This is a genomic window from Diaphorobacter sp. HDW4B (genome assembly GCF_011305535.1).
Taxonomy (GTDB): Bacteria; Pseudomonadota; Gammaproteobacteria; order Burkholderiales; family Burkholderiaceae_C; genus Diaphorobacter_A.
This window is the reverse complement of record NZ_CP049905.1, coordinates 637,070-663,050: the sequence shown is the minus strand read 5'-3', so window position 1 is coordinate 663,050 and position 25,981 is coordinate 637,070. Positions and strand designations below refer to the sequence as shown.

Here is a 25,981-nt window from a genome sequence, read left to right as displayed (position 1 = left end):
TCCCCGTTTTCGCCTTTTTGCTTTTTCGCCGCGCCCATTGCCGGGTGGCGGCCGTGTTTCCGTTCATGCAGCTTCCCCTGAATTTCGTTGCCCGGCAAAGTGTCTGGGCTTTGGACAACGACGCCGATCTGGTTTTTCTGAAACGTGCCTCGCGCAAACTGCGCACGTTGTTGGGCCTCGACTATTCGCCCGCGAGCTTCGAGCGTATCCAGCACTGGCTGAACAAGCAGCGCTCATTGCGCACTGCAGCCGGGCGCGAGGTCTACGACCACGAGGCAGATGGCGGCACGTTGATGCTGCTGAGCTTCTATCTGGCCGAATGGATCGGGCGCAGCGTGGGCTCGCCGCCGCTGTGGTCGATGCTGACGATGGAGCAGGGCGCTCAAACCTGTGTCGTGCATTTCTCCGAAGATCGCCATGCGAGTCTGGGAACAATCAAGCTACCGGGCATCGTGGCGCATGCGTGGTCGAAGGACGGAGCCGATCTTTCGGGTTCGCTTCGAGCACTCACCAAGCTGCAGGGGCTCGATCGGCCAGATCAGCCGCTGCCTGCGCTGAGGCCGGATCGCGATGTCGTCTTCCGCGAACGTGCCCAAGCGCTGGATCCCGTCGTGCGCTCGGCCATGTGGAGCGTGCGACCGCCGACGCTGGAGCATGGCGATCTGTTGTCGGGATATTTCGTCGAGCAGCGCGAACTGTTCGAGCGCGGGTATTTCACCTGCGGTGGTTTGATCCAAGCGAACACCGATCTGTTCAAGCCGCACTATGTCGGGCTGCGCGTTGCCGAAGTCCTCTACGACCCGGCCCACATGCTGCGCTACGACGATCTGCAGGCGTTGGCGCAGGCTTTGCAGCGACTGAGCGAGACAGAGGCCGAGGTGCGTCTGCCGCCAGAAGCCGAACGGATTCGCGAGCATCTGCGGTCGGGCAATTCGCGTATGTCGCGCATGTTGTCCGAGGACGTGTCGCCCCGGCTGTTCGGCTATCCGCTCAAGCTCTGCAGCATCTGGGTCGATCAGGAACACTTGCCCGACGGCATGCTGTCGTGCAAAGGCGTGCCGCTGGTGATTGCCCCGGAGTTCAGCCGCCATGCCAAGCTGCTGCCGCATCAGGTGTGGTCTGCCGGGTTTCGTGACGCTTGGCTGGACGCTGGCGAAGCGCGCTTGGGTAAGCGCCACGCCATTGCCGAGATGATGCTGCAGGCCCGTGAACAGGCGCGCCAGACGGCGGTGCGGATGATGATGGCGGAGATGGGTAACAGCGCAGCACTCGCGCCGGTTGCATCACCTGCGCCGACGAGAACCGATGCGTCTCGGCAGGTGTTGCGCGATACCGAACCCGCTGCCGCGCGTGGCCCCGGTTTCTCCTGGCGTGTTGTCACCATCACCATGGGGCTGATGCTGCTGGCTTTCGCCGCAATCATGCGGATTTCGTCAATGTGAAAAATCGGTAGATTCTTTACATTGTAACAATCGTTCACTTTTAAAACGCATTTAGATACAATTACCGCATCACGTTGAAACCGCGATCCATCGCGGACCATACAAATGACTCGGTTGAACAAATGCAAGGCGCTGCTGGTTTCCGTTTGGGACCATTTTGTGCAGTGGCTGTAAATGACTTTGCTGGCAGATAGGGCTCTACCGGGGCAGGGCCGTTGACGTCGGCGGAGTGCTTTGGTGTAACCCGGTGATCGAAGTGGTTTGAGCAGAGGCGCTTGCGCCTTGTGCAGTCTTGGTTTGGAGATGCCCGGCATCTCCAAATACGGCAAGCGCCCTGAGCGCTCAGTTTCTGGACAAGGTGGCATACATGTTTTCAGTTCACGTTGAGCTTTGCCGTCGCTCGCATATGTCGCGTGTTCTTGTGGCACTGATCATTGCGTCAGGCGGCAACACCGTGGTTCGGGCTGATGTGAACATTCCTGCGGGCGCACAGATCCATCTGGCAGGTGGATCGGCGCAATTGGCGTGCACGGATTTGCTGATCCAGGGTGCGGCCGTGCAGGGCGCGGGGGGCAGCGCCACGGGCGTGCGCAATCTCACATTGGCTGCCGGGAGCAGTCTGGATATGGCGGGCAGCAGCATTCAACTGGCCCAGCAATACACGAACAACGGAACGGTGAATGGCGCGGGCGGCAGTCTCACCCGCGTGGATAGCGCTTCCTGTCCGGCGATCGGAAAACTGGGGGCCATTTCCATCAGCGAAGCCCCGCCCGCAGAAACCGTGGCTGCGGTGCCGACCTTGGGCAGTGTCTCCTTCGGCCTTTTGATGCTGGGTCTGGGTCTGATCGGAGGCTTGCGCGCGGCACGACAAGGCAGCTCACGCGAGCGAAGACCGCTGCGCTGACGGTTCCATTTCTGTTCAAACCCATTTCACTTCATTTTCTCGGAGCATTCATGAAACGCCACTTCCAACTGAATGCGCTGCTGCTGGCTGCGCTGGTTGCCACCAGTGCCTGGTCGGCAGACGACGTCACCATCACTCCAGCAACAGGTGGCGGGGTGACAATCTATTCGGATTCGAGCGCTCCGGCGATCAAGGTGTTGCCGGGGCAGCAAGTGCAATTGCCAGGCTTGCCGACTGCGGCGAGCTACACGAATGTGGTGTGCCGTGACAGCACCGGATTGCTGGGTACTTGTGATGCGGCAGCCGTCACTGGTGTTACGGGGCCAGCGGGTGCGACCGGGGCAACTGGTGCGACAGGGCCTGCGGGTTCAACCGTCGGCGTCACGGGGCCACAGGGGGTTCAAGGTGTTCAGGGGATCACCGGGCCAACGGGGGCCACGGGCATCACGGGCCCCGCAGGCTCGACCGGTGCTGATGGAGCCTTGGGGCCAACGGGGCCCACCGGAGCGAATGGTGCGACGGGTCCTTCCGGTCCAACGGGGGTGACGGGTGCCAGCACCATCATTCCCTATGCGTCGGGCGCTCCCATCATCATGACGACAATTGCTGGAGGTTTGGTCGGGAGTGTTTCTGCAGTCGGCTTTGGAAATTCGGCCACTGGGATTTCGCTGGCGGGTACGAATATCGACGGCACCGTGCCTTCAAACATGGCATTTTCGGTTCCTCGTGACGGAACCATCACGTCGATCAGCGCGTTCTTCAGCAATACGGCGGCGGTTGCGTTGATCGGAACGAACATCACCATCAATGCCCAACTCTATCAATCTACGACGCCGGACAACACATTTACCCCCATTCTCGGCGCGACAGTGACACTTGCTCCTCAAATGACTGGAATCCTCGCGCTTGGAACTATTGCCAATGGCATCACCACTGGCCTCGCCATTCCGGTCACCGCGCAAACAAGGCTGTTGCTTGTCTACTCGGCAACTGCTACTGGCATAGCGTTGGTGAATACAGTAGTCGGCTACGCGAGCGCAGGTGTGGCGATCAACTGAGCAAGAAGCACGCGAAGGAAGAGCCTTTTCAGTCAACCGGTTGATCGGCAATGTCGTCAATGGCGGCCTGCAGGCAACCCAGCAATGACTGGACGAGCGGATTCACCGGGTTGCGCCGCCATACGGCAAGCAGTTCCGATGTCGCTTGATCGCCGACGAGCCGACTGAAAGCCACGCGCGGCATGCCCACGCGCTGCAGCGAGGCGGGCACGATGGCCACGCCCTGACCTAGCGACACCAGCGACAGCACCGACAGCCAGTGCCGCACCTCGTGCCGTATTTCCGGCGCGAAGCCGTGTGTCTGGCACATCTGGTAGATGCGCTGGTGGTAGACGGGTGAGACTTGGCTCAGGAACAGGATCAGCCGCTCGTTCTTCAATTCCGCCAAGTCGATCACATCTTGCTGCGCGAGCGGGTGTTGATCGGGCAGGCAGGCCATGAAGGCTTCGTCCATCAGCTTGAGGCTGGCGATGTCCTCCGGTGGCTGAATGGAATGCACCAAGCCCAGGTCGAGCCTGGCCTGCTGCAGTTCCTGCAATTGCTCGGCGCTGTTGAGCTCCAGCATGTCCACGCGCACCTGCGGGTGCAGCTTCTGAAAGGCTTCGAGCGCCTGCGGCACGCCACGATAGAGGCTGGAGCCGACGAATCCCACACGCAGATGCCCGCGCACGCCGCGCGCCACGTCGGTGGTTTCCTGCGCTGCCTGACTGGTGAGCGTGAGGATCTGCTTGGCGCGCGGCAGCAGATGTTCGCCCGCAGCGGTCAGGCGTACCTCTTTGCTGTTGCGCTCGAAAAGCTGGGCCTGCACTTGGTCTTCCAACTGCTTGATCGCCACGCTGAGCGGCGGTTGCGAGATGGACAGGCGCACGGCGGCACGGCCGAAATGCAGTTCTTCGGCGAGTGCGACGAAATAGCGGAGAAGTCTGGTTTCGATCATCAGGACGCAGATGATGCTCTCTGTCCGCGGAAATGAGAATATCCAATTCGTATTGAATAAGATTTTAATAATATTTGACGCGAATCATTGCCGGCGCTGAAATACCGATGTGCTCAGACACGAGCGCAACAGGATTCAAGGAGACACACATGTCGGCGATCGCAAAGTCCGAATCGGCAAAGCAGGTGGCATCGGCCACCATCCAGCGTGCGCAAGGCCCAGGCCAGACAACGGTCACGCCCTCCGTGACCAGCAATTCCCATCCCGTGCCCGACCGTCGCGGCGCGAATTTCTACGTCACCGATTCCGAGATGGAGTCGCTGCTCAAGCTCTATCTGCCCGAGGATTTGTTCTTTCATCTGCTGCCGCATTTCACCCGCATGGGCGAGTTGGCGGGCGGCAGGCTCGATGATCTGGCTGGCATCGCCGACAAGAACCCGCCCGAGCTGGAGCACCGCAGCCGCTCGGGCGAGAACCTGCAGCGTGTCATCAAGCACCCGGCCTACGAGGAGATGGAGCGCGTCGCTTATGGCGAATTCGGCCTGCAGGCCATGTCGCATCGCGAGGACATGCTGGGCTGGCGGGGCAAGCTGCCTCCCATCGTCAAATACGCGCTGACCTATCTGTTCGTGCAGGCGGAGTTCGGCCTGTGCTGCCCGCTGTCGATGACCGATTCGCTCACACGCACGCTCAAGAAATTCGGCACGCCCGAGCTGGTCGAAAAGTACCTGCCGCAACTGCTGTCGCTCGATTGGGACGAGCAGGCGCAGGGTGCCATGTTCATGACCGAGCAGGCGGCAGGTTCCGACATTTCCAACACGCAGACCATGGCGTATGCGAACGCCGACGGGTCGTGGCGACTGGTGGGCGACAAGTGGTTCTGCTCGAACCCCGACGCGGAATTCGCGATGGTGCTGGCGCGTGTCGATGGCGATCCAGCGGGCATGAAAGGCATCTCGCTGTTCCTGCTGCCGCGCTTTCTGGACGACGGCAGCACCAATGCCTACCGCATCATCCGACTGAAGGAAAAGCTGGGTACGCGCTCGATGGCGAGCGGCGAGATCACCATGGAAGGCGCAACGGCGTATCTCATCGGAGAACGCGGGCGCGGCTTTGTGCAGATGGCCGACATGGTCAACAACTCGCGCCTGTCCAACGGCGTGCGCTCCGCAGGCATGATGCGCCGCGCAGTCGCCGAGGCAGAGTACGTGGCGCACGAACGCATCGCCTTCGGCAAGCGACTCGAAGACATGCCGCTGATGCGCAAGCAGCTCGACAAGCTGCGCGTGCCCGCCGAGCAGGCGCGCACCATGGTGTTCCAGACGGCGCAGACCTTGATGCGCTCGGATGCGGGTGACAAGGAAGCGTATGCGCTCTTGCGCATTCTCACGCCGATGATCAAGTTCCGCGCCTGCCGCGATGCGCGCAAGGTGACGGGCGATGCGATGGAGGTGCGCGGCGGTTGCGGCTACATTGAGGAGTGGAGCGATCCGCGCTTGGTGCGCGATGCGCATCTGGGCTCGATCTGGGAAGGCACGAGCAACATCGTCGCGCTCGACGTGATTCGTGCGATCAAGCGCGAAGGCTCGCTGCCGGTGCTGCAGAAACATCTGGCGGGTCTGCTGGCGGAAGCAGCCTTGAAACCCGCTTACGACAAGGCTTTGCGGGAAGCGTTGTCACGCGCCAGCGATTTGGCAGAACGAGTGGCCGAACAAGGTCTCGACCACTTGGCACGCCAGACGGCGACCGCGCTGTACTGCTGCACGAGCGCCATCGCCATGGCATGGGAAGCATCGAAGACCGGCTCGAAGGAACGCATGCGCTTGTCGCAACTGGTGCTGGCTCATCGCCTGCTGCCGCGCGATCCGCTGTGCCATGAATCGGCGATTCCTGCCGCTTGGTCCTGATCGTTCAAGCACCACTTTCAACACAGAAAAATCTGGAGACAAACGCATGCACAGCAAGTTCAACAAGCGTGGATTCATTCTGGCAGCAGCGGCTGCGATGGTGGCCTGCCTGCCGATCGGCGCGAGTTTCGCGGCCGAGAAATTTCCGGAGCGCACGGTGACCTTCGTCGTGCCATTTCCGCCCGGCGGGCCGACCGATGCCATGGCGCGCGTGCTGGCGGCGGAGTTGGGCAAGGAACTGGGGCAGAGCGTGATCGTGGACAACAAGGCGGGTGCGGGCGGCAACATTGGGGCCGAGTTCCTCGAGCGTGCCAAGCCCGATGGCTACACCATCATGTTCGGCACATCGGGTCCGCTGGCGATCAACCAGAGCCTGTACAAGAAGATGAACTACGACCCGCGCACGAGCTTCACGCCCATCATGTACGTCGGGTATCTGCCGAACATTCTGGTGGTGCGCGAGAGCCTCGCGGTGAAGAACGTGCAGGACCTGATCGCGCTCGACAAGGCGCAGCCCAACAAGCTGAGTTTCGCGTCATCGGGCAATGGTGCTTCGTCGCATCTGGCGGGCGTGATGTTCAATGATCTCGCGGGCACCAAGCTCATGCATGTGCCGTACAAAGGCACGGGCCCGGCGCTCAACGACCTGCTGGCGGGGCAGGTGGACATGACGTTCACCGACATCCTCACCGCGATGCCGTACATCAAAGCCCACAAGGTGCGTGCGCTCGGCGTGGCTACGGCCAAGCGGTCGACCGCGATGCCCGACATTCCCACCATCGCGGAACAAGGTCTCAAGGGTTACGACGTGAGCGTGTTCTTCGGCGTGGTCGGTCCCAAGGGCATGCCTGCGGATCGCGTGCAGACGCTCAATCAGGCCTTCGCCAAGGTGCTCGATTCCGACAGCGTGAAGAAGGCGTTTGCCGCGCAAGGGCTGGAGCGCGGAACGGACACCGCGCCTGCGTATCTGGCCAAGTTCATCGGCTCCGAAGTGGACCGCTGGAGCAGCGTGGTCAAGAAGTCCGGCGTGACGCTCGATTGAACCCACGGAGAACTCGCATGAACCAGACGATTTCCGGCATGGGCGCAGGTGCGCTGCAAGGCCTGCGCGTGCTCGATCTTTCGCGCATTCTTGGTGGCCCGTTGTGCGGGCAGATTCTTGGCGATCACGGCGCGGACGTGCTCAAGGTGGAGCCGCCGCAGGGGGACGACACGCGCACCTGGGGGCCTCCGTTTCGTGATGGTGTGGCCTCGTACTACTACGGTTTGAATCGCAACAAGCGCATCCAGTTTCTCGATCTTTCGGCCAAGGAAGGCCAGCAACGCGTGCGCGAACTCATGGCCGAGGCCGACGTGGTGGTCGAGAACTTCAAGATCGGCACCATGGAGAAATGGGGCATCGGCTGGGAACAGATGCAGCATGAATTTCCGCAGCTCATCTGGTGCCGCGTTTCCGGCTTTGGCGAAGACGGACCGCTGGGCGCGCTGCCCGGCTATGACGCGGCGATTCAAGCGATGGCCGGCATCATGAGCGTGAACGGCGAGGCCGGTGGCGATCCGCTGCGTGTGGGCCTTCCCGTCGTCGATATGGTGACCGGCATGAATGCCGTCATCGGCGTGCTGCTGGCTCTGCATGAACGTGGTCGCAGCAGCAAGGGGCAACTCATCAATGCGTCGCTCTACGACTCGGGCATTTCGCTGCTGCATCCGCATGCGGCCAACTGGTTCATGAACGGCAAGATCCCGCAGCGCACGGGTAATGCGCATCCCAACATCTATCCTTATGACGTGGTGAATACGGCCACGTCACCGATTTTTCTGGCCGTCGGCAATGATCGGCAATTCAAGCTGATGTGCGATCACCTTGGACGGTCCGAGTTGGGCACGGATGAGCGCTTTGCCACCGCAGGTCAGCGCTCGGTGAATCGTGTCGCGTTGAAGGACTTGCTGGAGCAGGCGCTTGCCACACGCGACTGCGTGCAGCTCGCCGACGAACTCATGGCCATCGGCGTGCCTGCCGCGCCGGTGCTCGATGTCGAACAGGCCCTGGAAGCGCCGCACACGAAACACAGCGAGATGGTGATTCAGATGGGCGAGTACCGGGGGCTGGGCGCGCCGGTGAAGCTCAGCAGAACGCCTGCGACGTATCGGTTTGCGCCGTTGGAAGAGGGCAAGGAGTTTCTGGATCGTCAGGACACGAAGCCCTGACGTTCTGAGGTTCTGACGTTTACATCAAGCCGATTCAGCCAGCAGATCCTGCAGCGCCTTGACCTGTTGGCGCAGGCGCTCGTTTTCCGCTTCGAGCTCGGTCACGCGCTTGCGCAACTCGTCCACGGATGGAGCGGTTTCTGCGCTGGCTTCCATGTCGTCCGATGCGCTTTCCACGGCCTCGGCCTTGGGCTTCTTCTTCGATTCGCGCACGCGCTTGGCGGCGGCCTTGAGTTCCTGCGCGCCGCCTTGTGCGGCTGCGGCTTGTTCCTCTTGCGTGAGCGACGACACGACGGCGGCGGCGTTGAGCGAGAGTTCGCCGGACTTCACGGCAGCGACCACTTCTGGCGCTGCGTGTTCCTGAATGGTCTCGATCATCTTCACCTGGCTGGCCGTGAGGCGCGCTGCGCGGGCGAGGGACTCGCGGGTGTCGAGCGCCTCGTCAGGCACCTTGGCCACGCTGGCCAGCGCCTTGGCGACCACCGGGTCGGTGTCGCCTTCCCACGGGGCTTGTTCGCCACCGTTGGCTTCCTTGGCCTCGGCCTTGGCTGCGACGACGGCTGCGGCTGCAGCGGCGCGGCGCTCGGCGATGATTTCGCGCTTGCGCAGCGCCAGCACGCCGCGCTGGAATTCGCTCACGCTGCGGCGGCCCAGATGTTGGTCGATCATCCACAGATGCACGTCGTCCATGCTCTTGAAGCGCGTGTTCTGCACGGTGTGGAACGGCAGATTGTTCTTCTGGCAGATGCCGAAACGGTTGTGGCCATCGATCAGGATATTGCCCCACAGCACCAGCGAATCGCGGCAGCCTTCGTCCATGATGCTGCGCTCCAGCGACTCGTATTCGTCGGTGGTGAGCGGGTCGATATAGGCCTTGAGTTCGGGCAGCACGACAATGTCGTCGGCCGTGGGGTTGTCGAGTTTGTTGTCCGGGTTGGCGTTGGCAGGGAGTTCGTAGGTCATTGCAGCAAAAACAAAGGACAAATGAAAGGCCAAAGGCCCTGACGTCAGGGCCTTTGGCGTATCGGGGAGGGCAGGTTCAGGCGATCACAGCAGACGCGAAATCAGCGCGCCGTCGACCGGGCCTTCGAGCGGAATGCGCACGCGGATCGGATTGCCTTGCGCGACTTCGACGGGTTCGCCTTCGAGGTTGAACATCTTCTCCAGCTTCACCTGGCGATTGCCTTGTGGGTGGATGATTTCCAGCGTATCGCCCACCTGGAAACGGTTCTTGGTCTCGACTTCGGCCAGACCATTTTCATAACCGCGCACCTCGCCCACGAAGTGGCTGCGCTGCAGCACCGAGTGGCCGGTTTCGTAGTTCTGATAATCCTGCGAAGGGCGGCGCTCCATCAGACCGCCGGTGTAGCCGCGATTGGCGAGGCCTTCGAGTTCGGTGATCAGGTTGGGGTTGAACGGACGACCCGCCACCGCATCGTCGATCGCGCGGCGGTACACCTGCGCGGTGCGGGCCACGTAGTACAGACTCTTGGTGCGGCCTTCGATCTTGAGCGAATCGACGCCGATCTTCACGAGGCGCTCCACATGCTCCACGGCGCGCAGGTCCTTGGAGTTCATGATGTAGGTGCCGTGCTCGTCTTCCATGATCGGCATGTGCTCGCCGGGGCGGCCCATTTCCTCGATCAGATAGACCTGATCGGCCTTGGGGTGGCGCTCGCCGTTGCCGCAGGTGCTGAATTGCGAATCGGCTTCTTCACGTGCCTTGTCGAAGCTGAAGCCGTTTTCCATGGTCTGCGCCAGCGCTTCGCCGGTGTTGGAATCGACTGCAGCGTCGTGCGTCTTGTATTCCCAGCGGCAGGCGTTGGTGCAGGTGCCTTGGTTGGGATCACGGCGATTGAAGTAGCCCGACAGCAGGCAGCGGCCCGAGTAGGCAATGCACAGCGCGCCATGCACGAAGACTTCGATCTCCATGTGGGGGCATTCCTGGCGGATTTTTTCAATCTCGTCGAGGCTGAGTTCACGCGACAGGATGATGCGCGAGACGCCAGCCTTCTGCCAGAACTTCACCGTCGCCCAGTTGGTGGTGTTGGCCTGCACGGAGAGATGAATCTCGGCCTCGGGCCACTTTTCCTTCACCATCATCATCAGGCCGGGGTCGGCCATGATGAAGGCGTCGGGCTTGAGCGCCATCACTGGTTCGATGTCGCGGATGTAGGTGCGCACCTTGTCGTTGTGGGCGATCAGGTTGCTGGTCACGAAGAATTTCTTGCCCCGTGCGTGCGCTTCCTGAATGCCTTGGGCGATCTGTTCAAGGCGGAATTCGTTGTTGCGAGCGCGCAGGCTGTAGCGTGGCTGGCCGGCGTAGATGGCATCGGCGCCAAAGTCGTAGGCGGCGCGCATCTTGTCGAGCGAGCCGGCAGGCAGCAGCAGTTCGGGGGCTTTGAGAGTCATAACCGCCATTTTCTCAGATACGGCAAGCAGCTTTCCTGCGAGGTGTTTTTGCGGCTTTCGCAGTGTGGAAAAGCCGCGCTTTCGCGACGAGTTCAAGTGCTTGTCATCGATCAACGGATGCCCGCGCTCAAGGCCGAACCGCCGGGGGCGCTCGGTATAGTGAAAACGGTGACACAACAACCAACAACCGCAACACAGAGAAGGAGGGATCACATGATCAAAGAAGTAGCAGGCGACATTCTGCTGAGCAAGGCCGATCTGCTGGCGCATGGCATTTCGGCGCACGACCCGTTCGACAGCGGCCTGGCGCTCGCGCTGCGCGAGCGCTGGCCGTCGCTGGTCAAGGACTTTCGCCACGACACGCGCTCCAAGGCGATTGCCGAGGGTGAGGTGTGGCGATGGACCGGCGTTCAGGAGGGCGGCGGCGTGCGCAAGATTCTGAATCTGGTCACGCAGGACACCTTGGGGCAGGGCCCGCATGCCAAGCCCGGCAAGGCCAGTCTCGAAAATGTGCGCCACGCGCTGCAGAACATGGCCAAGCATGTGCGCGCCGAAAAGGTCACCAGCATTGCGTTGCCGCGTCTGGCGACGGGCGTGGGTGGCCTTTCGTGGGACGAGGTGAAGCCGCTGATCCAGCAGTATCTGGGTGAGCTGGGCGTGCCGGTGATCGTCTACACGACTTATCACAAGAACGAGCAGGCCAACGAAGGGCTCTGATCGGCTCCGAAGGTCAATGCAACGCCACGGCTTCCAAGGAGCCGTGGCGTTTTTTCATGGGTCAGCCTTCGGACAGGCCGAAGGCTCGGCGGGAAATTGCGAATTGGCCGAAGTGCGCGCCCGCTCCACAATGCAACCCATATCGTTTTGGTGAGCAAGGTTGCGACATGGAATTTTCAGGAGTGCCTTCATGGTTGGTCATGGCCGCAGGCGTGTTTGTGCTGGCGGGGTTGGTCAAGGGCGTTGTCGGTCTGGGGCTGCCGACCGTCGCCATGGGGCTGCTTGCACTGCGCATGGCCCCTGCGGAGGCAGCGGCGCTGCTCATCATTCCGTCGCTGATCACCAATCTCTGGCAGATGCTGCCGCTCAAGACCTTGCCCGCGCTGTTCAAGCGCATGTGGCCGATGCAACTGGGCATTTGCGCGGGCACGGCGGTGGGGGCGTACCTGTTCGGTGCACCTGCTGGCGCGTGGGCGAATGTGGCGCTGGGTGTGGCGCTGATCGTCTATGCGGGCTGGGCGCTGCTGGGTGCTCAATGGCGTGTGGCGGCGGGCAACGAGAAGTGGCTGAGCCCGCTGATCGGTTCTGTGACGGGCTGTGTCACCGCTGGCACGGGCGTGTTTGTGATTCCCGCCGTGCCGTATTTGCAGGCGCTGCAGATGCAGCGCGACGAGCTGATTCAGGCCATGGGCTTGTGCTTCACCGTCTCGACTCTGGCGCTGGCTGCAGGACTGGCACGGAATGGCAGTTTCAACGCGGGTGACGTGGGCTGGTCTGCCGTGCTGCTGGTCCCCGCGCTGCTCGGCATGCAGATCGGGGCTTGGTTGCGTTCGCGGCTCTCGCCCGTGGTGTTCAAGCGTTGTCTGATGGTGAGTTTGTTGTTGTTGGGTGCGTCGATGGTGTTGCGCTGAATGCCTGGCATGTCTTGATTCATGGGTACAGTGGCGCTTTCCCAATCGACACGCAACTACGCACCATGCCTACAGAAATCGAACGCAAATTCCTCGTCCGCGACCGCTCCATCGTGTCGGAGCTGGTGGGAGTCAAGATGGCCCAAGGCTACTTGGCAGACAACGGCATGATCGTTCGCGTGCGGGTGGCGGGCGACAAGGGCTTTCTCACGCTCAAGGGCAAGACCGTCGGCCTGTCGCGCGCGGAGTTCGAATACGAAATTCCGCTCGCCGATGCGCAGGCCCTGCTCGCCGACTTCGCCACTTTGGGCCGGATTGAGAAAGTGCGTTACTACCTGCCCGTGAACGAGCTGACCTTCGAGATCGATGTGTTCGAGCAGGAGTTGGCAGGTTTGGTCACCGCCGAGGTGGAACTGCCGTCCGAGGATCATCCCGTTCCTCCACTCGACTGGCTGGGCGAGGATGTGAGCCACGATCCGCGTTACCGCAATTCGGAACTCGCGGTCAGCCGCACCGTTCCGCGTTAAACCCGGCGCTTTTCCAGTTTGCGCGTGAGCGTGCGGCGGTGCATACCCAGGCGCCGTGCGGCTTCGGAGATGTTGAAGCCGGTTTCGGCCAGCACCTCGTGGATGCGCTCCCATTCCAGTGTCTTGATGCTGCTGGAGCGGTTGGTCAGTTCCACATCTTCGTTGCCTTCGGTGAGTCCGAAGGCGGCTTCGATGTCGTCGGTGTTCGACGGTTTGGCGAGGTAGTGGCAGGCACCGAGCTTCACGGCTTCGACGGCGGTGGTGATGCTGGCATAACCGGTCAGCACGACGATCAGCATGTCCTCGTCATGCGCGTGCAGCTTGCGCACACAGGTAAGGCCGGTGGCTTCGCCCTTGAGTTTCAGGTCGACGACGGCGTAGCCCGGATCGTTGGTTTCGAGCAGCTTCTCCATGTGCTCCAGACTGTCCGTGTGCAGCACTTTGTAGCCACGGCGCTCGAACGAGCGGGCGAGGGTGCGGCCGAAGGCCTCGTCGTCTTCGACAATCAGCAGCAGGCGTTGCTCGTCGTCGTCCTGCGGCTCGTCCGGTGTGTCCGGCATCTGAGCGTCAATGTTTTGCATGGGACTCGCCAATCTCGGAATTCTTTGTTGTCTCGGTGTCGCCAGTCGTCTCGGGCAGAACGATGGAGGCCAGCGGCAAAGTGATCGTCACCACTGCACCACTGTCCGCGCGGTTGCGTGCCTGCACGCTGCCGCCCAGAGTACGGGCCACGTTCATCGACAGGAACAGGCCCAGACCGCCGCCCGGCTTGCCCTTGCTCGACACATAAGGTTTGCCGTACTGGGCCAGGATTTCCTTGGAAAAACCGGGGCCGTCGTCGCAGACGGTGATGACCAGCGCGGTCTTGGAGCGTTCTGCGATCAGCGCCACCCAGTGCGGTGAGGCGTCTCTGGCATTGTCGAGCACGTTGAATACCATCTGCTCCAACGTGGCATCGGCCACCATGGGGCTGTCTTCTCCGAACTGGTTGTCGTAGACGAAGGTGTTCACGTAGCGCGTGCGCTTCCATTCGGCGGCGAGCGAGTCGAGAAAGCGGCAGACGGTGGTTTCGGTCGATGCCTCGCCGCGCGTCTCGCCAGCGGACATCAGAATCTCGCTCACGATCTTTTTGCAGCGCTGCACCTGCACCTGCATTTCGGCGATTTCTTCGAGCACCATGGCGTCCTTGGAGAGCGTGGGGTCGCGTTTCCAGTCGCCCAGAATCACGGCCATGGTGGACAGCGGCGTGCCCAGTTCATGCGCTGCGCCGGAGGCGAGCAGGCCGATGCGCACGACATGTTCTTCTTCGGTGGCCCGCTGGCGTGCGGCGGCCAGACGCGCATCGCGCTGGCGCAGCGTGCGGGCGATGCGGGTGATGAACACGACGATCAGCGTGGCGTTGATCACGAAGCACACGAGCAGGCCGATGACGTAGGGGCTTGCCAGTCCGTGCACCGGATCGTGCGTGATCGGCAGGTTGATGTGGTGGATGGAGAGGACGAAGAAGCACAGTGCGGTGATCACCACGATCGTCCAGATGTAGCCGCCGCGCAGCAGCATCGCGCCCACGGCGATCTGCAGCAGGTAGAGAAAGACGAACGGGTTGCTGGTGCCGCCGCTGAGATAAAGCTGCACGGTGAGCACGGCCACATCCACCAGCAGCGCGAGAAACAGCTCCACGTTGCGCACGCCGCGCCCGGTGCGCCAGCGCAGCATGGTGACCACGTTGAAGATGCCGAGGCAGGTGACCACCATCAGCATTTCCTGCACCGGCAGTTGCAGGTTCAGCGTGTAGTGCGCGACCTCGATGGTGAAGACCTGCCCGATGACGGCGATCCAGCGCAGTTGGATGAGCAGGTGCAGGTTCTTCAGACCGGCATGCAGCGCTGGCGAGCGCAAGGCCCGGGCGGGGATGCCGGTCTGGTCCACGATGCTGCCGCTGCTGGTGTTCATGAGGCAGGATTGTCGCGAAATCAGGCGTCGCTTGCCGAGTCGGGGCCTTCGGCCTTCTTGCGTTCGTGGCGGACAACCAGCCACGCAGCGCCCAGCACCATGAGGGCGAGGCCGTACCAGGTCAGGATGTAGACGGTATGGCTGTTGTGGAACTTCACCACCGTCATGCCGCTGCGCGGCCACGGGCCTTGCAGTGCGGCAGCGCCGGGGCCGCTGTCGGTGTTGGCGTTGGCGTTGGCATTCACATGGGCGTTGCTGGGAATGCCCTGGTCGATGAAGAACGGAGCGACGTTGTTCAAACCAAGCGCCTTGCCGATGGCGTTCACGTCACGCGAGTACCACTTGTTGTTGGCGGCGTCGTTCTCGCGCAGAAAGCCGCGACCGGATTCGCTGGCGCGCAGCAGGCCTTCCACACGTGTGGGGCCGGGCGAGGGCGGCACGGCATTGGCGCGCTGGCCTTCGGGCACGAAGCCGCGATTGACGAGCACGATCTGGCCGGTCGATGTCTGCAGCGGCGTGATGGCCCAGAAGCCCGCGCCGAGTTCGGTCAGTGCCTGCGCGAAGATGGTTTTGTCGGCCAGCCACTGGCCTTCGGCGAAGACGGGCTGGTAGGCATGTTGCTCGCCCATGCTGGCTGCGGAGTCGGAGCCAGGCAGTTGCGAGACGGAAATCGGAGGTTGATGCAGTCGCGTTTCCACGCGCTCCATCAGATCGAGCTTCCACGCGCGGCGTTGCACCTGCCAAGTGCCGAGCGTGACGAAGCCAAAAAACAAGGCGATGCCCACCACCGTGAGAATCGCCTTGGTGACCACAGAGCGCTTGGCAGCGCCCTGTGTGGAGACCTTGTCGGTCAAGGTGTATGGGTTGCCGGCGCGCTGTGTGCCGGTGGTGCGTCCGGCATGACGTGCTTGGGCATCATGTTGGTGTTCATGTGGAACATCACCCACAGCGTACCGGCAATGCCGATCGCCACGAAGACGACGGTGAAGATGGTGGACAGCATGGTCCAGCCGCCTTCGACCTTGCCGTTCATGTGCAGGAAGAAGATCATGTGGATGACGATCTGCACCACGGCAAAGCCGCCGAGCACGAGCACTGCGGTCTTCTTGTCGGCGATGACGCCGGCCATGACCAGCCAGAACGGGATCGCCGTCAGGATGATCGAGAGGATGAAGCCCGTCATGTAGCCCGAGAACGTGCTGTGCGGACCTTCATCGTGATGGCCGTGATCGTCGTGGTGATCGTGACCAGCGTGGTTGTGTGCTGCACTCATCAGAGCACCCCCATCAGATAAACGAATGTGAAAACGCCGATCCAGACCACGTCCAAGAAGTGCCAGAACATCGACAGGCACATCAGACGGCGGTTGTTGGCAGGGTTGAGACCGTGCTTGGAGATCTGGATCATCAGAGTCACCAGCCAGATCAGGCCGAAGGTCACGTGGATACCGTGGGTGCCCACCAGCGTGAAGAACGACGAGGTGAAAGCGCTGCGTGTCGGGCCTGCGCCTTCATGGATCATGTGCTGGAACTCATAGAGTTCGACGCACAGGAACGCCAGACCGAACAGGCCGGTGATGGCCAGCCAGAACAGCGTGCCGCCCTTTTTGTTCTGCTGCTTTTGCAGCATGGCGAAGCCGAAGGTGATCGACGACAGCAGCAGGAAGGCCGTGTTGATCGCCACGAGCGACAGATCGAACAATTCCTTGCCCGTAGGGCCGGCGGCGTAGTTGTGACCCAGCACGCCGAAGGTGGCGAACAGGGCCGCAAAGATCAGGCAGTCGCTCATCAAATAGAGCCAGAAGCCCAGAGCGGTGCCGTTTTCTGGATGGGGCTCGTGCGCGAGGTGGTATTCGCGCTGGCCCAGTGCGGCGGTATGTGTATTGGACATCGTTTGAATCTCCGCCTTATGCGTGGCTTGCGTGGGCAAGCTGTTGCGTGCGAAGTTCTTCCGTTGCGGCCACTTCGGCTGCAGGGATGTAGTAGTCACGCTTGTAGTTGAAGGTATGGATGATCGAGGCCAGCACGGTCGCGGCGAACGATGCGATCGCCAGCGGCCACATGTGCCAGATCAGCGCAAAGCCGAGGATCGTGGACAGCGCACCGATCACCACGCCAGCGCCGGTATTGGCAGGCATGTGGATGGGCTGGAAACCTGTCAGCGGACGCTTGTAGCCGTGCTTCTTCATGTCGGTCCAGGCATCGATTTCGTACACCACGGGTGTGAAAGCGAAGTTGTACTGTGGAGGAGGCGACGAGGTAGCCCATTCCAGCGTACGGCCATCCCATGGGTCACCGGTTTCGTCGGCCAGTTCCTTGCGCTTCCAGAAGGAAACACCGATCTGGATGAAGAAGCAGGCGATACCGCAGGCGATCAGACCAGCGCCCAGAGCGGCGATGATGAACCAGATTTGCAGCGAAGGATCTTCGAAGTGGTTGGCGCGACGTGTCACGCCCATCAGGCCGAGAATGTACAGGGGCGTGAACGCGACCCAGAAGCCCACCAGCCAGAACCAGAACGATGCGCGGCCCCAGGATTCGACCAGACGGTAGCCGAAAGCCTTTGGATACCAGTAGTTGATACCGGCGAACACGGCGAACACCACGCCGCCGATGATCACGTTGTGGAAGTGAGCGATCAGGAACAGCGAGTTGTGCAGCACGAAGTCGGCAGGTGGCACAGCCAGCAGCACGCCGGTCATGCCGCCGATGGCGAACGTGACCATGAAGCCGATGGTCCACAGCATGGGCACCGTGAAGCGGATGCGACCGCGGTACATGGTGAACAGCCAGTTGAAGATCTTCGCGCCCGTGGGGATCGAGATGATCATCGTCGTGATGCCGAAGAAGGTATTCACGCTCGCGCCGGAGCCCATCGTGAAGAAGTGGTGCAGCCAGACGAGGTAGGACAGGATCGTGATACACACGGTCGCGTACACCATCGAGGTGTAGCCGAACAGACGCTTGCGCGAGAACGTGGCCACGATTTCCGAGAACACGCCGAAGCAAGGCAGGATCAGGATGTAGACCTCGGGGTGGCCCCAGATCCAGATCAGGTTCACGTACAACATCGGGTTGCCGCCGAAGTCGTTCGAGAAGAAGTGCGTGCCGACATAGCGGTCCAGCGACATCAGCACGAGCGCTGCGGTCAGGATCGGGAAGGAGGCGACGATCAGTGCGTTGGTGCACAGGGCAGTCCATGTGAAGACGGGCATCTTCATCAGGTTCATGCCGGGCGCGCGCATCTTGATGATGGTGACGATCAGGTTGATACCCGATAAGGTCGTGCCGACACCCGCGACCTGCAGGCCCCAGATGTAGTAATCAAGACCCGTGCTTCCACTCTGGTGCCCCAGATTGGACAGCGCCAGCCAGCCGGAGGTGGAGAACTCGCCGAGGAACAGCGAGATCATCACCAGGATGGCGCCGCCGGTGGTCATCCAGAAGCTGAAGTTGTTGAGGAACGGGAACGACACGTCGCGTGCGCCGATCTGCAGCGGAACCAGATAATTCATCAGGCCCGTCACGAAAGGCATCGCCACGAAGAAGATCATGATCACGCCGTGGGCGGTGAAGATCTGGTCGTAGTGGTGAGGCGGCAGGTAGCCCATGTTGTCGCCAAAGGCCATGGACTGCTGCAGACGCATCATGACCGCATCGGCGAAGCCGCGCAGGAACATGACGAGGCCCAGAATCATGTACATGATCCCGATCTTCTTGTGGTCGATCGACGTGAGCCAATCCTTCCAGAGCGGACCCCAGAGGCGGAACTTGGTGATGCCACCCATGACGACGAGGCCGCCGAGCACCACTGCGATGAAGGTCATGAGCACGATCGGCTCATGCGTCATGGGAATCTGATCCCATGTGATTCGTCCGAGCAGCCAGTGTGCTGCCGGGGTTGTTTGTTCAGACACCATTTGTTGAGTCTCTTCTTTTCTACGTTACTGCACGACAGCTGCGGCTTGTGCGCGCTGCTGGTCCAGCAGGGCGACAACGCTGTCAGCGTTCTGGACCGTGCACACGTCCTGAGGAAGGTTCAGGCCAGCGGCCTTGATGTAGGCCTCGCCACCCATTTCGTCGATGGCCATCATGTGGTGCATGCACATCTTGCCTTCTTCGACGCAGCGGTTCAGGACCTTGTTGTACAGGCCATCGGCCACGGTGGAGAAGCGCTCCACGGGGTTGCGCTCGCTGGGCTTGGCCAAGTTCAGGTAGGTTGCTGGGTCGAGCGGCTTGCCTTCGTTCTTGGCCTGGATGACCCAGTGGTCGAAGTCCTGATCGGACAGACCCTTGAACTTGAAGTGCATGCCGGCAAAGCCAGCGCCGCTGTAGTGCGAGGACATGCCCTTGAATTCGCCAGTGCGGTTGATCACGGCGTTCAGCTCGGTCTGCATGCCGGGCATGGTGTAGATCATGCCGGCCAGATCGGGAACGTAGAACGCGTTCATGGTGTTGGCCGAGGTCAGCTTGAAGACGATCGGGCGATCCACGGGAGCCGCCACTTCATTGACCGTCGCAATGCCTTGCTCGGGGTAGAAGAACAGCCACTTCCAGTCCAGCGACACGACCTGGATTTCCAGCGGCTTGACATTGGGGTCCAGCGCCTTGGTGGCCGAGACGCGGTCCAGCGGGCGATATGGGTCCAGCTTGTGGGTGCTGATCCAGGTGAGCGCGCCGAGGGCGATGATGATCAAAAGCGGAACGGTCCAGATCACCAGTTCGAGGCTGGTGGAGTGGTGCCATTCAGGTTCATAGCGCGCTTCGGTGTTGGACTGGCGGTATTTCCAGGCGAACAGCAGCGTCAAAAAGATCACTGGAACAATGATGATGAGCATCAGCAGCGTGGCTGTGATCACCAGTTGCCCCTGCTGAGCAGCGATATCGCCGGCAGGGTTGAGCACGACGGCCTTGCTGCAACCCGTGAGAAGGGCTGTCAAAGCTGCCGCGCCCAGCCATGCGGGACTGCGGGTTTCCTTGGTTTTGGACATGTTTGGATTGGTCAAAGTCGCGCGGCTCAGGGTTAATCCCCTGAGTGATAACGCGGATTACTGGACATCCGAGACTGTAAACCCGATACCAAATATGTCGATTGGACAATTTGTCCAATATCAAGTGGGACAAGGACTTACAGGCGTTTTGTCGTCTCAAAAGAGCAAAAGGCTGACAAAGATCTAGGGTTTTCCCTTCGAGAATGTCAGTGTTTGCGGACTTGTGGCGGCAATACCGCAGGTGTAGAACTGCGTCAGGTCTCTCATTATCGCGGTGAGCACGAACGCCGCAGTGAGGCCTGACAAAAATGTCAGATCTGGAGCAAGGAGCATTTAGATGAGCAGCGGTTCCGTAGCCTATTCCGTGCCACGCGTTGAAGACGCCAACTCTCTTTCGCGTGCCCACACGGACGAGGATGTCACACCCAATGAAATCGCCGTCGGCGTGATCATCGGGCGTTCATCCGAATATTTCGACTTCTTCGTTTTCGGTATCGCCTGCGTTCTGGTTTTTCCGTTCACGTTGTTCCCCTTCATGTCCCGACTGGACGGCACGCTGATGGCCTTTGCCATCTTCGCGCTGGCCTTTGTGGCGCGTCCGGTCGGCACTGCCATCGGCATGGCGGTTCAGCGGCGCTGGGGGCGTGGCACCAAGCTGTCGCTGTCCATGCTGACGCTGGGCGTCTGCACGGTGGGCATGGCTTTCCTGCCGACCTATGAATCGGCCGGTTCTACTGCCATCGCCGTGCTGGTGGCGCTGCGCATCGGTCAGGGTCTGGCGCTCGGCGGCTCGTGGGACGGTCTGCCGTCGCTGCTGGCCATGGGCGTGCCCAAGGACAAGCGCGGCTGGTACGCCATGATCGGTCAGCTCGGCGCGCCGCTTGGCTTCATCATCGCCGCCGCGCTGTTCGCCTATCTGTACAGCAGCCTGCCGGTGAGCGAGTTCCTTGACTGGGGCTGGCGCTTCCCCTTCTTCGTCGCCTTTGCGATCAACGTGGTGGCGCTGTTTGCCCGCTTGCGTCTGGTGGTCGGTCAGTCGTATGCCGACGCGCTGCAGGCCCGCGAACTCGAGCCCGTGAGCGTGACCGAGGTGATGAGCAACCAGGGCACCAGCGTGCTGCTGGGCGCTTTCGCAGCGCTGGCCAGCCTGGCGCTGTTCCATCTGGTGACGGTGTTCCCGCTGTCGTGGATCTCGATGTACTCCGAGCAATCCATGGTCGATGTGTTGAATGTGCAGATGGTGGGCGCGGTGTTTGCCGCCGGTGCCATCGTGATCTCCGGCACGCTGGCCGACAAGGTGGGCCGCCGCAACCTGCTGGGCACCATGGCCGTGCTGATCGGCGTGTTCAGTCTGGCGGCTCCGTTTCTGCTCAAGGCAGGCCCGACTGGCAACAACATCTTCATTCTGGTGGGCTTCATCCTGCTCGGCCTGTCGTATGGCCAGTCCTCGGGCACGGTGACCAACAACTTCACATCGCACTTCCGCTACACCGGCGCGGCGCTGTCCAACGATCTGGCATGGCTGATCGGCGCGGCTTTTGCACCGCTGGTCGCACTTGGCCTGTCGGCGAAGTTCGGTCTGATCGCGGTGTCGCTGTACCTGCTGTCCGCCGTGGTCTGCACGCTGCTGGCACTGCGCATCAACCACGTGCTGGAGCAGCGCGAGGCTTGATCGCTGCGACTTCGGTTTGCTGAGGTATCTACCCAAAAGGAGCGTCCACAATGGACGCTCTTTTTCTTTGGCCGAATCACGGGAGCGAATATGGAAGCGTTCATGCTGCTGAGGGACATGTTAGGTGGTCCGCCTGAGCCAATCGATGCCTTTGTGCGCGACCACGTCGCCGCTTGCAATGCGGATCGCACCGCGCTCGCAGCCATCCTTCCTTCGCATCCCAAGTGGTTCTCCACGCCGGAATCAGGCGAAGACGTGAGTTATGTGCTCGTCGTGGCGCGGCCTTTGGCGGAGTCTCGAATACGTCTGCCTGCGGCGATCCAGTATCTCGGCATCAGGATCACGGCGCTTGATCCGGTCATATCTTTCGAGATCGACACGACCGAGGGTACCGTCAAAACCAATATGCAGGAGGTGCGTGCGCTGTGCAAGCTGGACATGGCGGAAGAGGAGCGGCTGCGCATCTTCCGTTCTTTCACAGGCCGCTATGTGCCGCCGGTGCCCAGAACCAAGGCTGTGCCATTCGACACCCGGACGCTCGGCACGCTGCAGCCCGATGAGTACGGCGATTTCTGGGAGGCCGAGCCCATTGCAGTCCCATTTTTCGATGGACTATCCTTGCCCGTGCAATTGATGGACGTGAGCGCAGCAGACGCGTCTGCCATCGATGCGGCCATGGAAAATTTCCTGAGACTGAACGCGCAGGACCGATCAAGAGCCGCTCCAGCCGTGCTCGAAAACTGCCAGAACTTTCTCTCGATGATCGACCTGACGACCGAGGCCGACCACGCCATGGCCGCGCTCACCGATCCGGATGCCATCTGGCCATATGTCGATTGCCAGTCCATCGACATCGTGAAGGACGAGGGCGATAGTGATGGTGTTGGTGAGCCCTCCATCCATGTCGTGCTGACCTGCAACTGCGAATGGGAGCCGGAGCACGGTCTGCAGATCGTCTACCGCAATGGCGAGCGACTGACCCGCGTGAGCGAGCAGGACGGCCACGTTCGCGAGTGAGCGTCGTCGCGGTTCGTTGACGGCGTCAGCGCTTCACATTCACCACCGTGGCCTGCATCAGCGCCACCACTTTCTGCGTACCATCCTGCGCGACGGAGCGCACCTCGCCTGTGCAGACGGTCAGCATCTTGCCCGCGTTCTGCACCTTGCCGATGGCGATGAAGCGCTCACCGATGGCAGGGCGCATCAGGTTGATCTTGAACTCCGCAGTGACGACCTCGTGATCGGCCGGAGCCTTGGTCAGCGCCGCGTAACCGCAGGCACTGTCGAGCACGCTGGTGACCGCCCCCGCATGTACATAGCCGAGCTGCTGCGTCACAGCTTTGGAGAAGGGGAGTTCGATGTGCACTTCGCCGTCTTCCACATGCAGAATGCGCGCGCCCAATGTCGTCATCAGGCCTTGTGCGGCGAAGCTTTCTTCTATGCGTTGTCTCATGGTTCCGTTTGTCTTGTTTGTGATGGACGCCATGAGTTTAGCGGGAGGCCAAAAGAAAACGGGACCCGCGAAGGAGTCCCGTTTCGGCATGACTTGATCCTGATGGCTCAGTCGTTGGGGCGGAAGATGAGAAGCAGGGTGGATGGAACCCGCCCATCAGTGTCCTTTGGCAGGGTATCGGTTTTGTCGATGGCTCGAAGCACCGCTTGATCCCATGCCGGATTCCCGCTGGCTCGGACCAGGCGTGCACCGACGATCGTGCCGTCTGGTGACGCGCGGACTTCCACCTCCGCGCGAGGATTGCCCGAGATGGCGTCCGGGAACACGATGTTCGGACGCACCTTGGCTGCGACCTTTCCGCCGTAACCTGAGGAAGGACCGGAGCCTCCAGCGCCGCCACCACTGCTGCCGCCAGGACCTGCATTGTGCGTGGCCGATCCTGTCGCGCTGGCACCGCCGCTGGCTCCGGCCATGCCTGCCATTCGGGCCAGATTGGCGGCACGCTGTGCATCGGCAGCCTTGGCGGCTGCGGCGTCGGCCTTTTTCTTGTCGTCGGCGGCCTTGGCTGCTTTTGCTGCCTTTTCGGCTTTCTCAGCCTTTTCTGCAGCAGCTTTTTCAGCCTTCTCGGCCTTGTCCTTGCGGTCTTTTTCGGCCTGTTCCTTCTTGTCTTTTTCGCGTTCGAGCTGTTCCTTGCGGTCCTTCTCGCGCTCGGCCTTTTCTCTTTCTTTTTCCTTTTCTGCCTTGTCCTTCTTTTGCTGCTCCAGCTTGTCCTTTTTCTGCTGCTCGAGCTTCTCGCGCTTTTGCTCCTCAAGACGCTCCTTGCGTTCCTGTTCGGCTTCTTCCTTGCGCTCCTTCTCCTTGCGCTCTTTTTCGAGCTGCAATTGCTGTTGTTTCTTCTTTTCCTTTTCCTCTTCTTCGCGCTTTTTCTTGCGCTCCAAGGCGATGTCGGCCTCGTGCGTGTCGGGCTGCACCTGCTGCTTGGGTGGCGGCGGTGGAGGAGGGGGCGGAGGTGGTGGTGGCGGCGGAGTGGGCGTTGGCCTGGGGGTTGGCTTTGGCTCGGGCGGTGGGGGCGGCGATGGCTCGACGGCGCGCGGTGCGGCTTGCTGCGGCAAAGCTGCCCACAGTTCGGCCTCCGTGGCGGGGGCGTCGGAACTCTTCTTCCAGTTGATGCCCCAGGTGAGCGCGCCAATCAGCACGGCATGGGCGAGCACTGCGAGTGCAACTGCGCGCATTCGTCCGGGTGGACGGGGCGGGGCAAATTGGTCGCGTTCTTTGATGGATGGCATTAAGAGATTGGGCGGCTGGACCTTGCTTGATCGGTCAGTTGCCAGACGATTTCACGGTGAGGCCGACACGTTGTACGCCTGCGCGCTGCAGTGCGTCCATGGCCTTCATCACGGATTCATAACTCACGGTCTTGTCGGCGGTAATCAGGACGGGCGTGTCCTCTTCCTGATCCTTCTGCCAGGTGCGGGCCGCATTGCCCAGCGCCTGCAGCGAGATGGTGCGTTCGTTGCCGTCGGTCTTGAGCGTCAAGCTGCCGTCCTTCTGAACGATGACCTGACCGAAGGTCTTGGGCATCTTGGAGCCTTTGCCGACAGAGGGCACGGGCACCGAGCTGGGCGTCATCATGGGCGCGGTGACCATGAAGATGATGAGCAGCACGAGCATCACGTCGATGAACGGAACCATGTTGATCTCGTTCATGGAGCGGCGACGCGAACCGCCTCGGGAAGCCATTGCGGGCATGTTCTGGTCCCTTCGCTTCAGTGACCGGTGGACGTGCCGGGATGGCCGCCCAAGTTGCGCTGCAGGATGTTGGAGAACTCTTCGATGAAGGTTTCCTGATGGGTGGCGACGCGGTCGATGTCACGCGCGAAACGGTTGTAGGCGATCACGGCCGGGATGGCGGCGAACAGACCGATGGCGGTGGCCACGAGCGCTTCGGCAATGCCTGGTGCGACGTTGGCGAGCGTGACTTGCTCCATGCCCGCGAAGCCGGTGAAGGCGTGCATGATCCCCCAGACGGTGCCGAACAGACCGACGTACGGGCTGACCGATGCGACGGAGCCAAGGAACGAGAGGCTGGATTCGACCACGTCCATCTCGCGCTGGAAGCTCGCGCGCATGGCGCGGCGTGCGCCGTCGAGCAGGGTGCCGGGATCGCTGATGCGGCGCTCGCGCAGCTTCTGGTATTCGCGCATGCCGCTGGCGAAGATGCGTTCCATCGGGCCGGCCTGCTTGGCGTTCTGTGCGGCGCTGGCGTAGAGGTCATTGAGGCTGTTGCCCGACCAGAAGTCGCGCTCGAACTCTTCGTTGAGTTCCTTGACGCGCTTGAGCGCAAACAGCTTGCGGAAAATGGCTGCCCAGCTTGCCACGGAGACACCGAGCAGCAAAAGCATGACGAGTTGAACCACCCAGCTGGCATTGAGCACCAGGCTCGCGATGGACATGTCTTGATTCATGATGAGAGTTGTTCCAAAAGAGTGCCAGGAATGCGCGACGGGCGCATGGTGGCGGCGTCCACCCAGCCAATGCGGATGGAAGCTTCACATAAAAGTTGGGGGGAGGAAGCGTGATTCATCTGCGCTGGCTTGAGGAGCGCCTTCTGTTCTATTGTTAACGAAGCTCTGCCCATTTCGCTGACAGAGGCAGTAACAATCAGTTCATCGTCCAGTCGGGCGGGGCGGTGATAACGCAGATCGGCACCGGTTACGACAAACATTCCACCCGTTTGTTCCCGCATGTTGTGCTGGCCGAAACCGATGGAGCGCAGCCACTCGGTGCGCGCACGTTCGAAGAACTTCAGATAGTTGGCGTAGAACACAATGCCGCCCGCATCCGTGTCCTCCCAATAAATTCTGACGGGCCATTCAAATGCCACGGTTTC

General features: G+C 61.3%; 26 protein-coding genes. 11 read left to right on the top strand and 15 right to left on the bottom strand.

The window, feature by feature from the left end; translation table 11 throughout:
- Positions 1 to 65 precede the first annotated feature (65 nt).
- The 3 genes from G7048_RS03100 to G7048_RS03090 all read left to right on the top strand — a co-directional run bounded on the left by G7048_RS03100 (position 66) and on the right by G7048_RS03090 (position 3,404).
- Entirely contained in the window at positions 66 to 1,442 is a 1,377-nt protein-coding gene (locus G7048_RS03100) for a hypothetical protein (RefSeq protein ID WP_166066743.1), read from the top strand.
- Positions 1,443 to 1,848: 406 nt separating this feature from the next.
- Positions 1,849 to 2,346, top strand: coding sequence for a hypothetical protein (locus G7048_RS03095; RefSeq protein WP_166066742.1), 498 nt, complete (start codon positions 1,849 to 1,851; stop codon positions 2,344 to 2,346).
- 50 nt (positions 2,347 to 2,396) lie between these two features.
- Positions 2,397 to 3,404 carry an exosporium glycoprotein BclB-related protein gene (locus G7048_RS03090; protein WP_166066741.1) on the top strand — a complete coding sequence of 336 codons (1,008 nt, stop codon included), beginning with the start codon at positions 2,397 to 2,399 and terminating at the stop codon, positions 3,402 to 3,404.
- Positions 3,405 to 3,432: 28 nt separating this feature from the next.
- Here the strand turns inward: G7048_RS03090 and G7048_RS03085 are convergent, their stop codons facing one another.
- Complete coding sequence (locus G7048_RS03085) at positions 3,433 to 4,338, bottom strand: LysR family transcriptional regulator (RefSeq protein ID WP_166070764.1); 906 nt, start codon at positions 4,336 to 4,338, stop codon at positions 3,433 to 3,435.
- Between the two features lie 152 nt (positions 4,339 to 4,490).
- Between G7048_RS03085 and G7048_RS03080 the strand changes: the two genes are divergently transcribed.
- Genes G7048_RS03080 through G7048_RS03070 form a run of 3 tightly spaced genes read left to right on the top strand, consistent with a single transcriptional unit; the run spans position 4,491 to position 8,456 of the window.
- On the top strand, positions 4,491 to 6,248 hold the full coding sequence (locus G7048_RS03080; protein ID WP_166066740.1) for an acyl-CoA dehydrogenase family protein: 1,758 nt from the start codon (positions 4,491 to 4,493) through the stop codon (positions 6,246 to 6,248).
- Between the two features lie 46 nt (positions 6,249 to 6,294).
- On the top strand, positions 6,295 to 7,290 hold the full coding sequence (locus tag G7048_RS03075) for a tripartite tricarboxylate transporter substrate binding protein (RefSeq protein WP_166066739.1): 996 nt from the start codon (positions 6,295 to 6,297) through the stop codon (positions 7,288 to 7,290).
- A gap of 17 nt (positions 7,291 to 7,307) precedes the next feature.
- Positions 7,308 to 8,456: a CaiB/BaiF CoA-transferase family protein gene (locus G7048_RS03070; protein WP_166066738.1), complete on the top strand. Its 1,149-nt coding sequence runs from the start codon at positions 7,308 to 7,310 to the stop codon at positions 8,454 to 8,456.
- A gap of 24 nt (positions 8,457 to 8,480) precedes the next feature.
- On the opposite strand, the gene G7048_RS03065 is transcribed toward G7048_RS03070, so the two are convergent.
- Both G7048_RS03065 and yegQ read right to left on the bottom strand, forming a co-directional pair.
- Entirely contained in the window at positions 8,481 to 9,419 is a 939-nt protein-coding gene (locus G7048_RS03065; RefSeq protein WP_240933143.1) for a plasmid replication/partition related protein, read from the bottom strand.
- 84 nt (positions 9,420 to 9,503) lie between these two features.
- Positions 9,504 to 10,868, bottom strand: coding sequence for a tRNA 5-hydroxyuridine modification protein YegQ (yegQ, locus tag G7048_RS03060; protein ID WP_166066737.1), 1,365 nt, complete (start codon positions 10,866 to 10,868; stop codon positions 9,504 to 9,506).
- Between the two features lie 213 nt (positions 10,869 to 11,081).
- Between yegQ and G7048_RS03055 the strand changes: the two genes are divergently transcribed.
- The 3 genes from G7048_RS03055 (at position 11,082) to G7048_RS03045 (ending at position 13,023) form a co-directional block, all read left to right on the top strand.
- Positions 11,082 to 11,585, top strand: coding sequence for a macro domain-containing protein (locus G7048_RS03055; protein WP_166066736.1), 504 nt, complete (start codon positions 11,082 to 11,084; stop codon positions 11,583 to 11,585).
- A gap of 167 nt (positions 11,586 to 11,752) precedes the next feature.
- Positions 11,753 to 12,496, top strand: coding sequence for a sulfite exporter TauE/SafE family protein (locus tag G7048_RS03050; protein ID WP_205750329.1), 744 nt, complete (start codon positions 11,753 to 11,755; stop codon positions 12,494 to 12,496).
- A 65-nt stretch (positions 12,497 to 12,561) separates the two neighbouring features.
- Positions 12,562 to 13,023, top strand: coding sequence for a CYTH domain-containing protein (locus tag G7048_RS03045; protein WP_166066735.1), 462 nt, complete (start codon positions 12,562 to 12,564; stop codon positions 13,021 to 13,023).
- Here the strand turns inward: G7048_RS03045 and G7048_RS03040 are convergent.
- Genes G7048_RS03040 through cyoA form a run of 7 tightly spaced genes read right to left on the bottom strand, consistent with a single transcriptional unit; the run spans position 13,020 to position 19,966 of the window.
- Entirely contained in the window at positions 13,020 to 13,583 is a 564-nt protein-coding gene (locus G7048_RS03040; RefSeq protein WP_166070761.1) for a response regulator transcription factor, read from the bottom strand. The two genes, G7048_RS03045 and G7048_RS03040, sit on opposite strands and share 4 nt — an antisense overlap.
- A gap of 7 nt (positions 13,584 to 13,590) precedes the next feature.
- Entirely contained in the window at positions 13,591 to 14,976 is a 1,386-nt protein-coding gene (locus G7048_RS03035; RefSeq protein WP_166066734.1) for an ATP-binding protein, read from the bottom strand.
- A gap of 20 nt (positions 14,977 to 14,996) precedes the next feature.
- A complete protein-coding gene (locus G7048_RS03030) occupies positions 14,997 to 15,830 on the bottom strand; it encodes an SURF1 family protein (protein ID WP_240933142.1) in 834 nt (277 codons plus the stop codon).
- Positions 15,827 to 16,249: a cytochrome o ubiquinol oxidase subunit IV gene (gene cyoD / locus G7048_RS03025; RefSeq protein ID WP_166066733.1), complete on the bottom strand. Its 423-nt coding sequence runs from the start codon at positions 16,247 to 16,249 to the stop codon at positions 15,827 to 15,829. The genes G7048_RS03030 and cyoD overlap by 4 nt, the downstream gene beginning before the upstream one ends.
- Complete coding sequence (gene cyoC / locus G7048_RS03020) at positions 16,249 to 16,866, bottom strand: cytochrome o ubiquinol oxidase subunit III (RefSeq protein WP_166066732.1); 618 nt, start codon at positions 16,864 to 16,866, stop codon at positions 16,249 to 16,251. The genes cyoD and cyoC overlap by 1 nt, the downstream gene beginning before the upstream one ends.
- A gap of 16 nt (positions 16,867 to 16,882) precedes the next feature.
- Positions 16,883 to 18,895 (bottom strand): cytochrome o ubiquinol oxidase subunit I, encoded by a 2,013-nt coding sequence (cyoB, locus tag G7048_RS03015; RefSeq protein WP_166066731.1) that lies wholly within the window; start codon positions 18,893 to 18,895, stop codon positions 16,883 to 16,885.
- A gap of 24 nt (positions 18,896 to 18,919) precedes the next feature.
- Positions 18,920 to 19,966 carry a ubiquinol oxidase subunit II gene (cyoA, locus tag G7048_RS03010; RefSeq protein ID WP_166066730.1) on the bottom strand — a complete coding sequence of 349 codons (1,047 nt, stop codon included), beginning with the start codon at positions 19,964 to 19,966 and terminating at the stop codon, positions 18,920 to 18,922.
- A gap of 337 nt (positions 19,967 to 20,303) precedes the next feature.
- Between cyoA and G7048_RS03005 the strand changes: the two genes are divergently transcribed.
- On the top strand, positions 20,304 to 21,638 hold the full coding sequence (locus G7048_RS03005) for an MFS transporter (RefSeq protein WP_166066729.1): 1,335 nt from the start codon (positions 20,304 to 20,306) through the stop codon (positions 21,636 to 21,638).
- A gap of 102 nt (positions 21,639 to 21,740) precedes the next feature.
- Entirely contained in the window at positions 21,741 to 22,655 is a 915-nt protein-coding gene (locus G7048_RS03000; protein ID WP_166066728.1) for a hypothetical protein, read from the top strand.
- Between the two features lie 25 nt (positions 22,656 to 22,680).
- On the opposite strand, the gene G7048_RS02995 is transcribed toward G7048_RS03000, so the two are convergent.
- The 5 genes from G7048_RS02995 to ybgC form a co-directional block, all read right to left on the bottom strand.
- A complete protein-coding gene (locus G7048_RS02995) occupies positions 22,681 to 23,091 on the bottom strand; it encodes a PaaI family thioesterase (protein ID WP_166066727.1) in 411 nt (136 codons plus the stop codon).
- A gap of 107 nt (positions 23,092 to 23,198) precedes the next feature.
- Positions 23,199 to 24,377: a cell envelope integrity protein TolA gene (gene tolA, locus G7048_RS02990; RefSeq protein WP_166066726.1), complete on the bottom strand. Its 1,179-nt coding sequence runs from the start codon at positions 24,375 to 24,377 to the stop codon at positions 23,199 to 23,201.
- 34 nt (positions 24,378 to 24,411) lie between these two features.
- Positions 24,412 to 24,840, bottom strand: a complete 429-nt coding sequence (locus tag G7048_RS02985) for an ExbD/TolR family protein (protein ID WP_166066725.1) — start codon at positions 24,838 to 24,840, stop codon at positions 24,412 to 24,414.
- Between the two features lie 17 nt (positions 24,841 to 24,857).
- Positions 24,858 to 25,559 (bottom strand): protein TolQ, encoded by a 702-nt coding sequence (tolQ, locus tag G7048_RS02980; RefSeq protein WP_166070758.1) that lies wholly within the window; start codon positions 25,557 to 25,559, stop codon positions 24,858 to 24,860.
- Entirely contained in the window at positions 25,553 to 25,975 is a 423-nt protein-coding gene (ybgC, locus tag G7048_RS02975) for a tol-pal system-associated acyl-CoA thioesterase (RefSeq protein WP_166070757.1), read from the bottom strand. Before ybgC ends, tolQ begins: the two co-directional genes overlap by 7 nt.
- Positions 25,976 to 25,981: the final 6 nt, after the last annotated feature.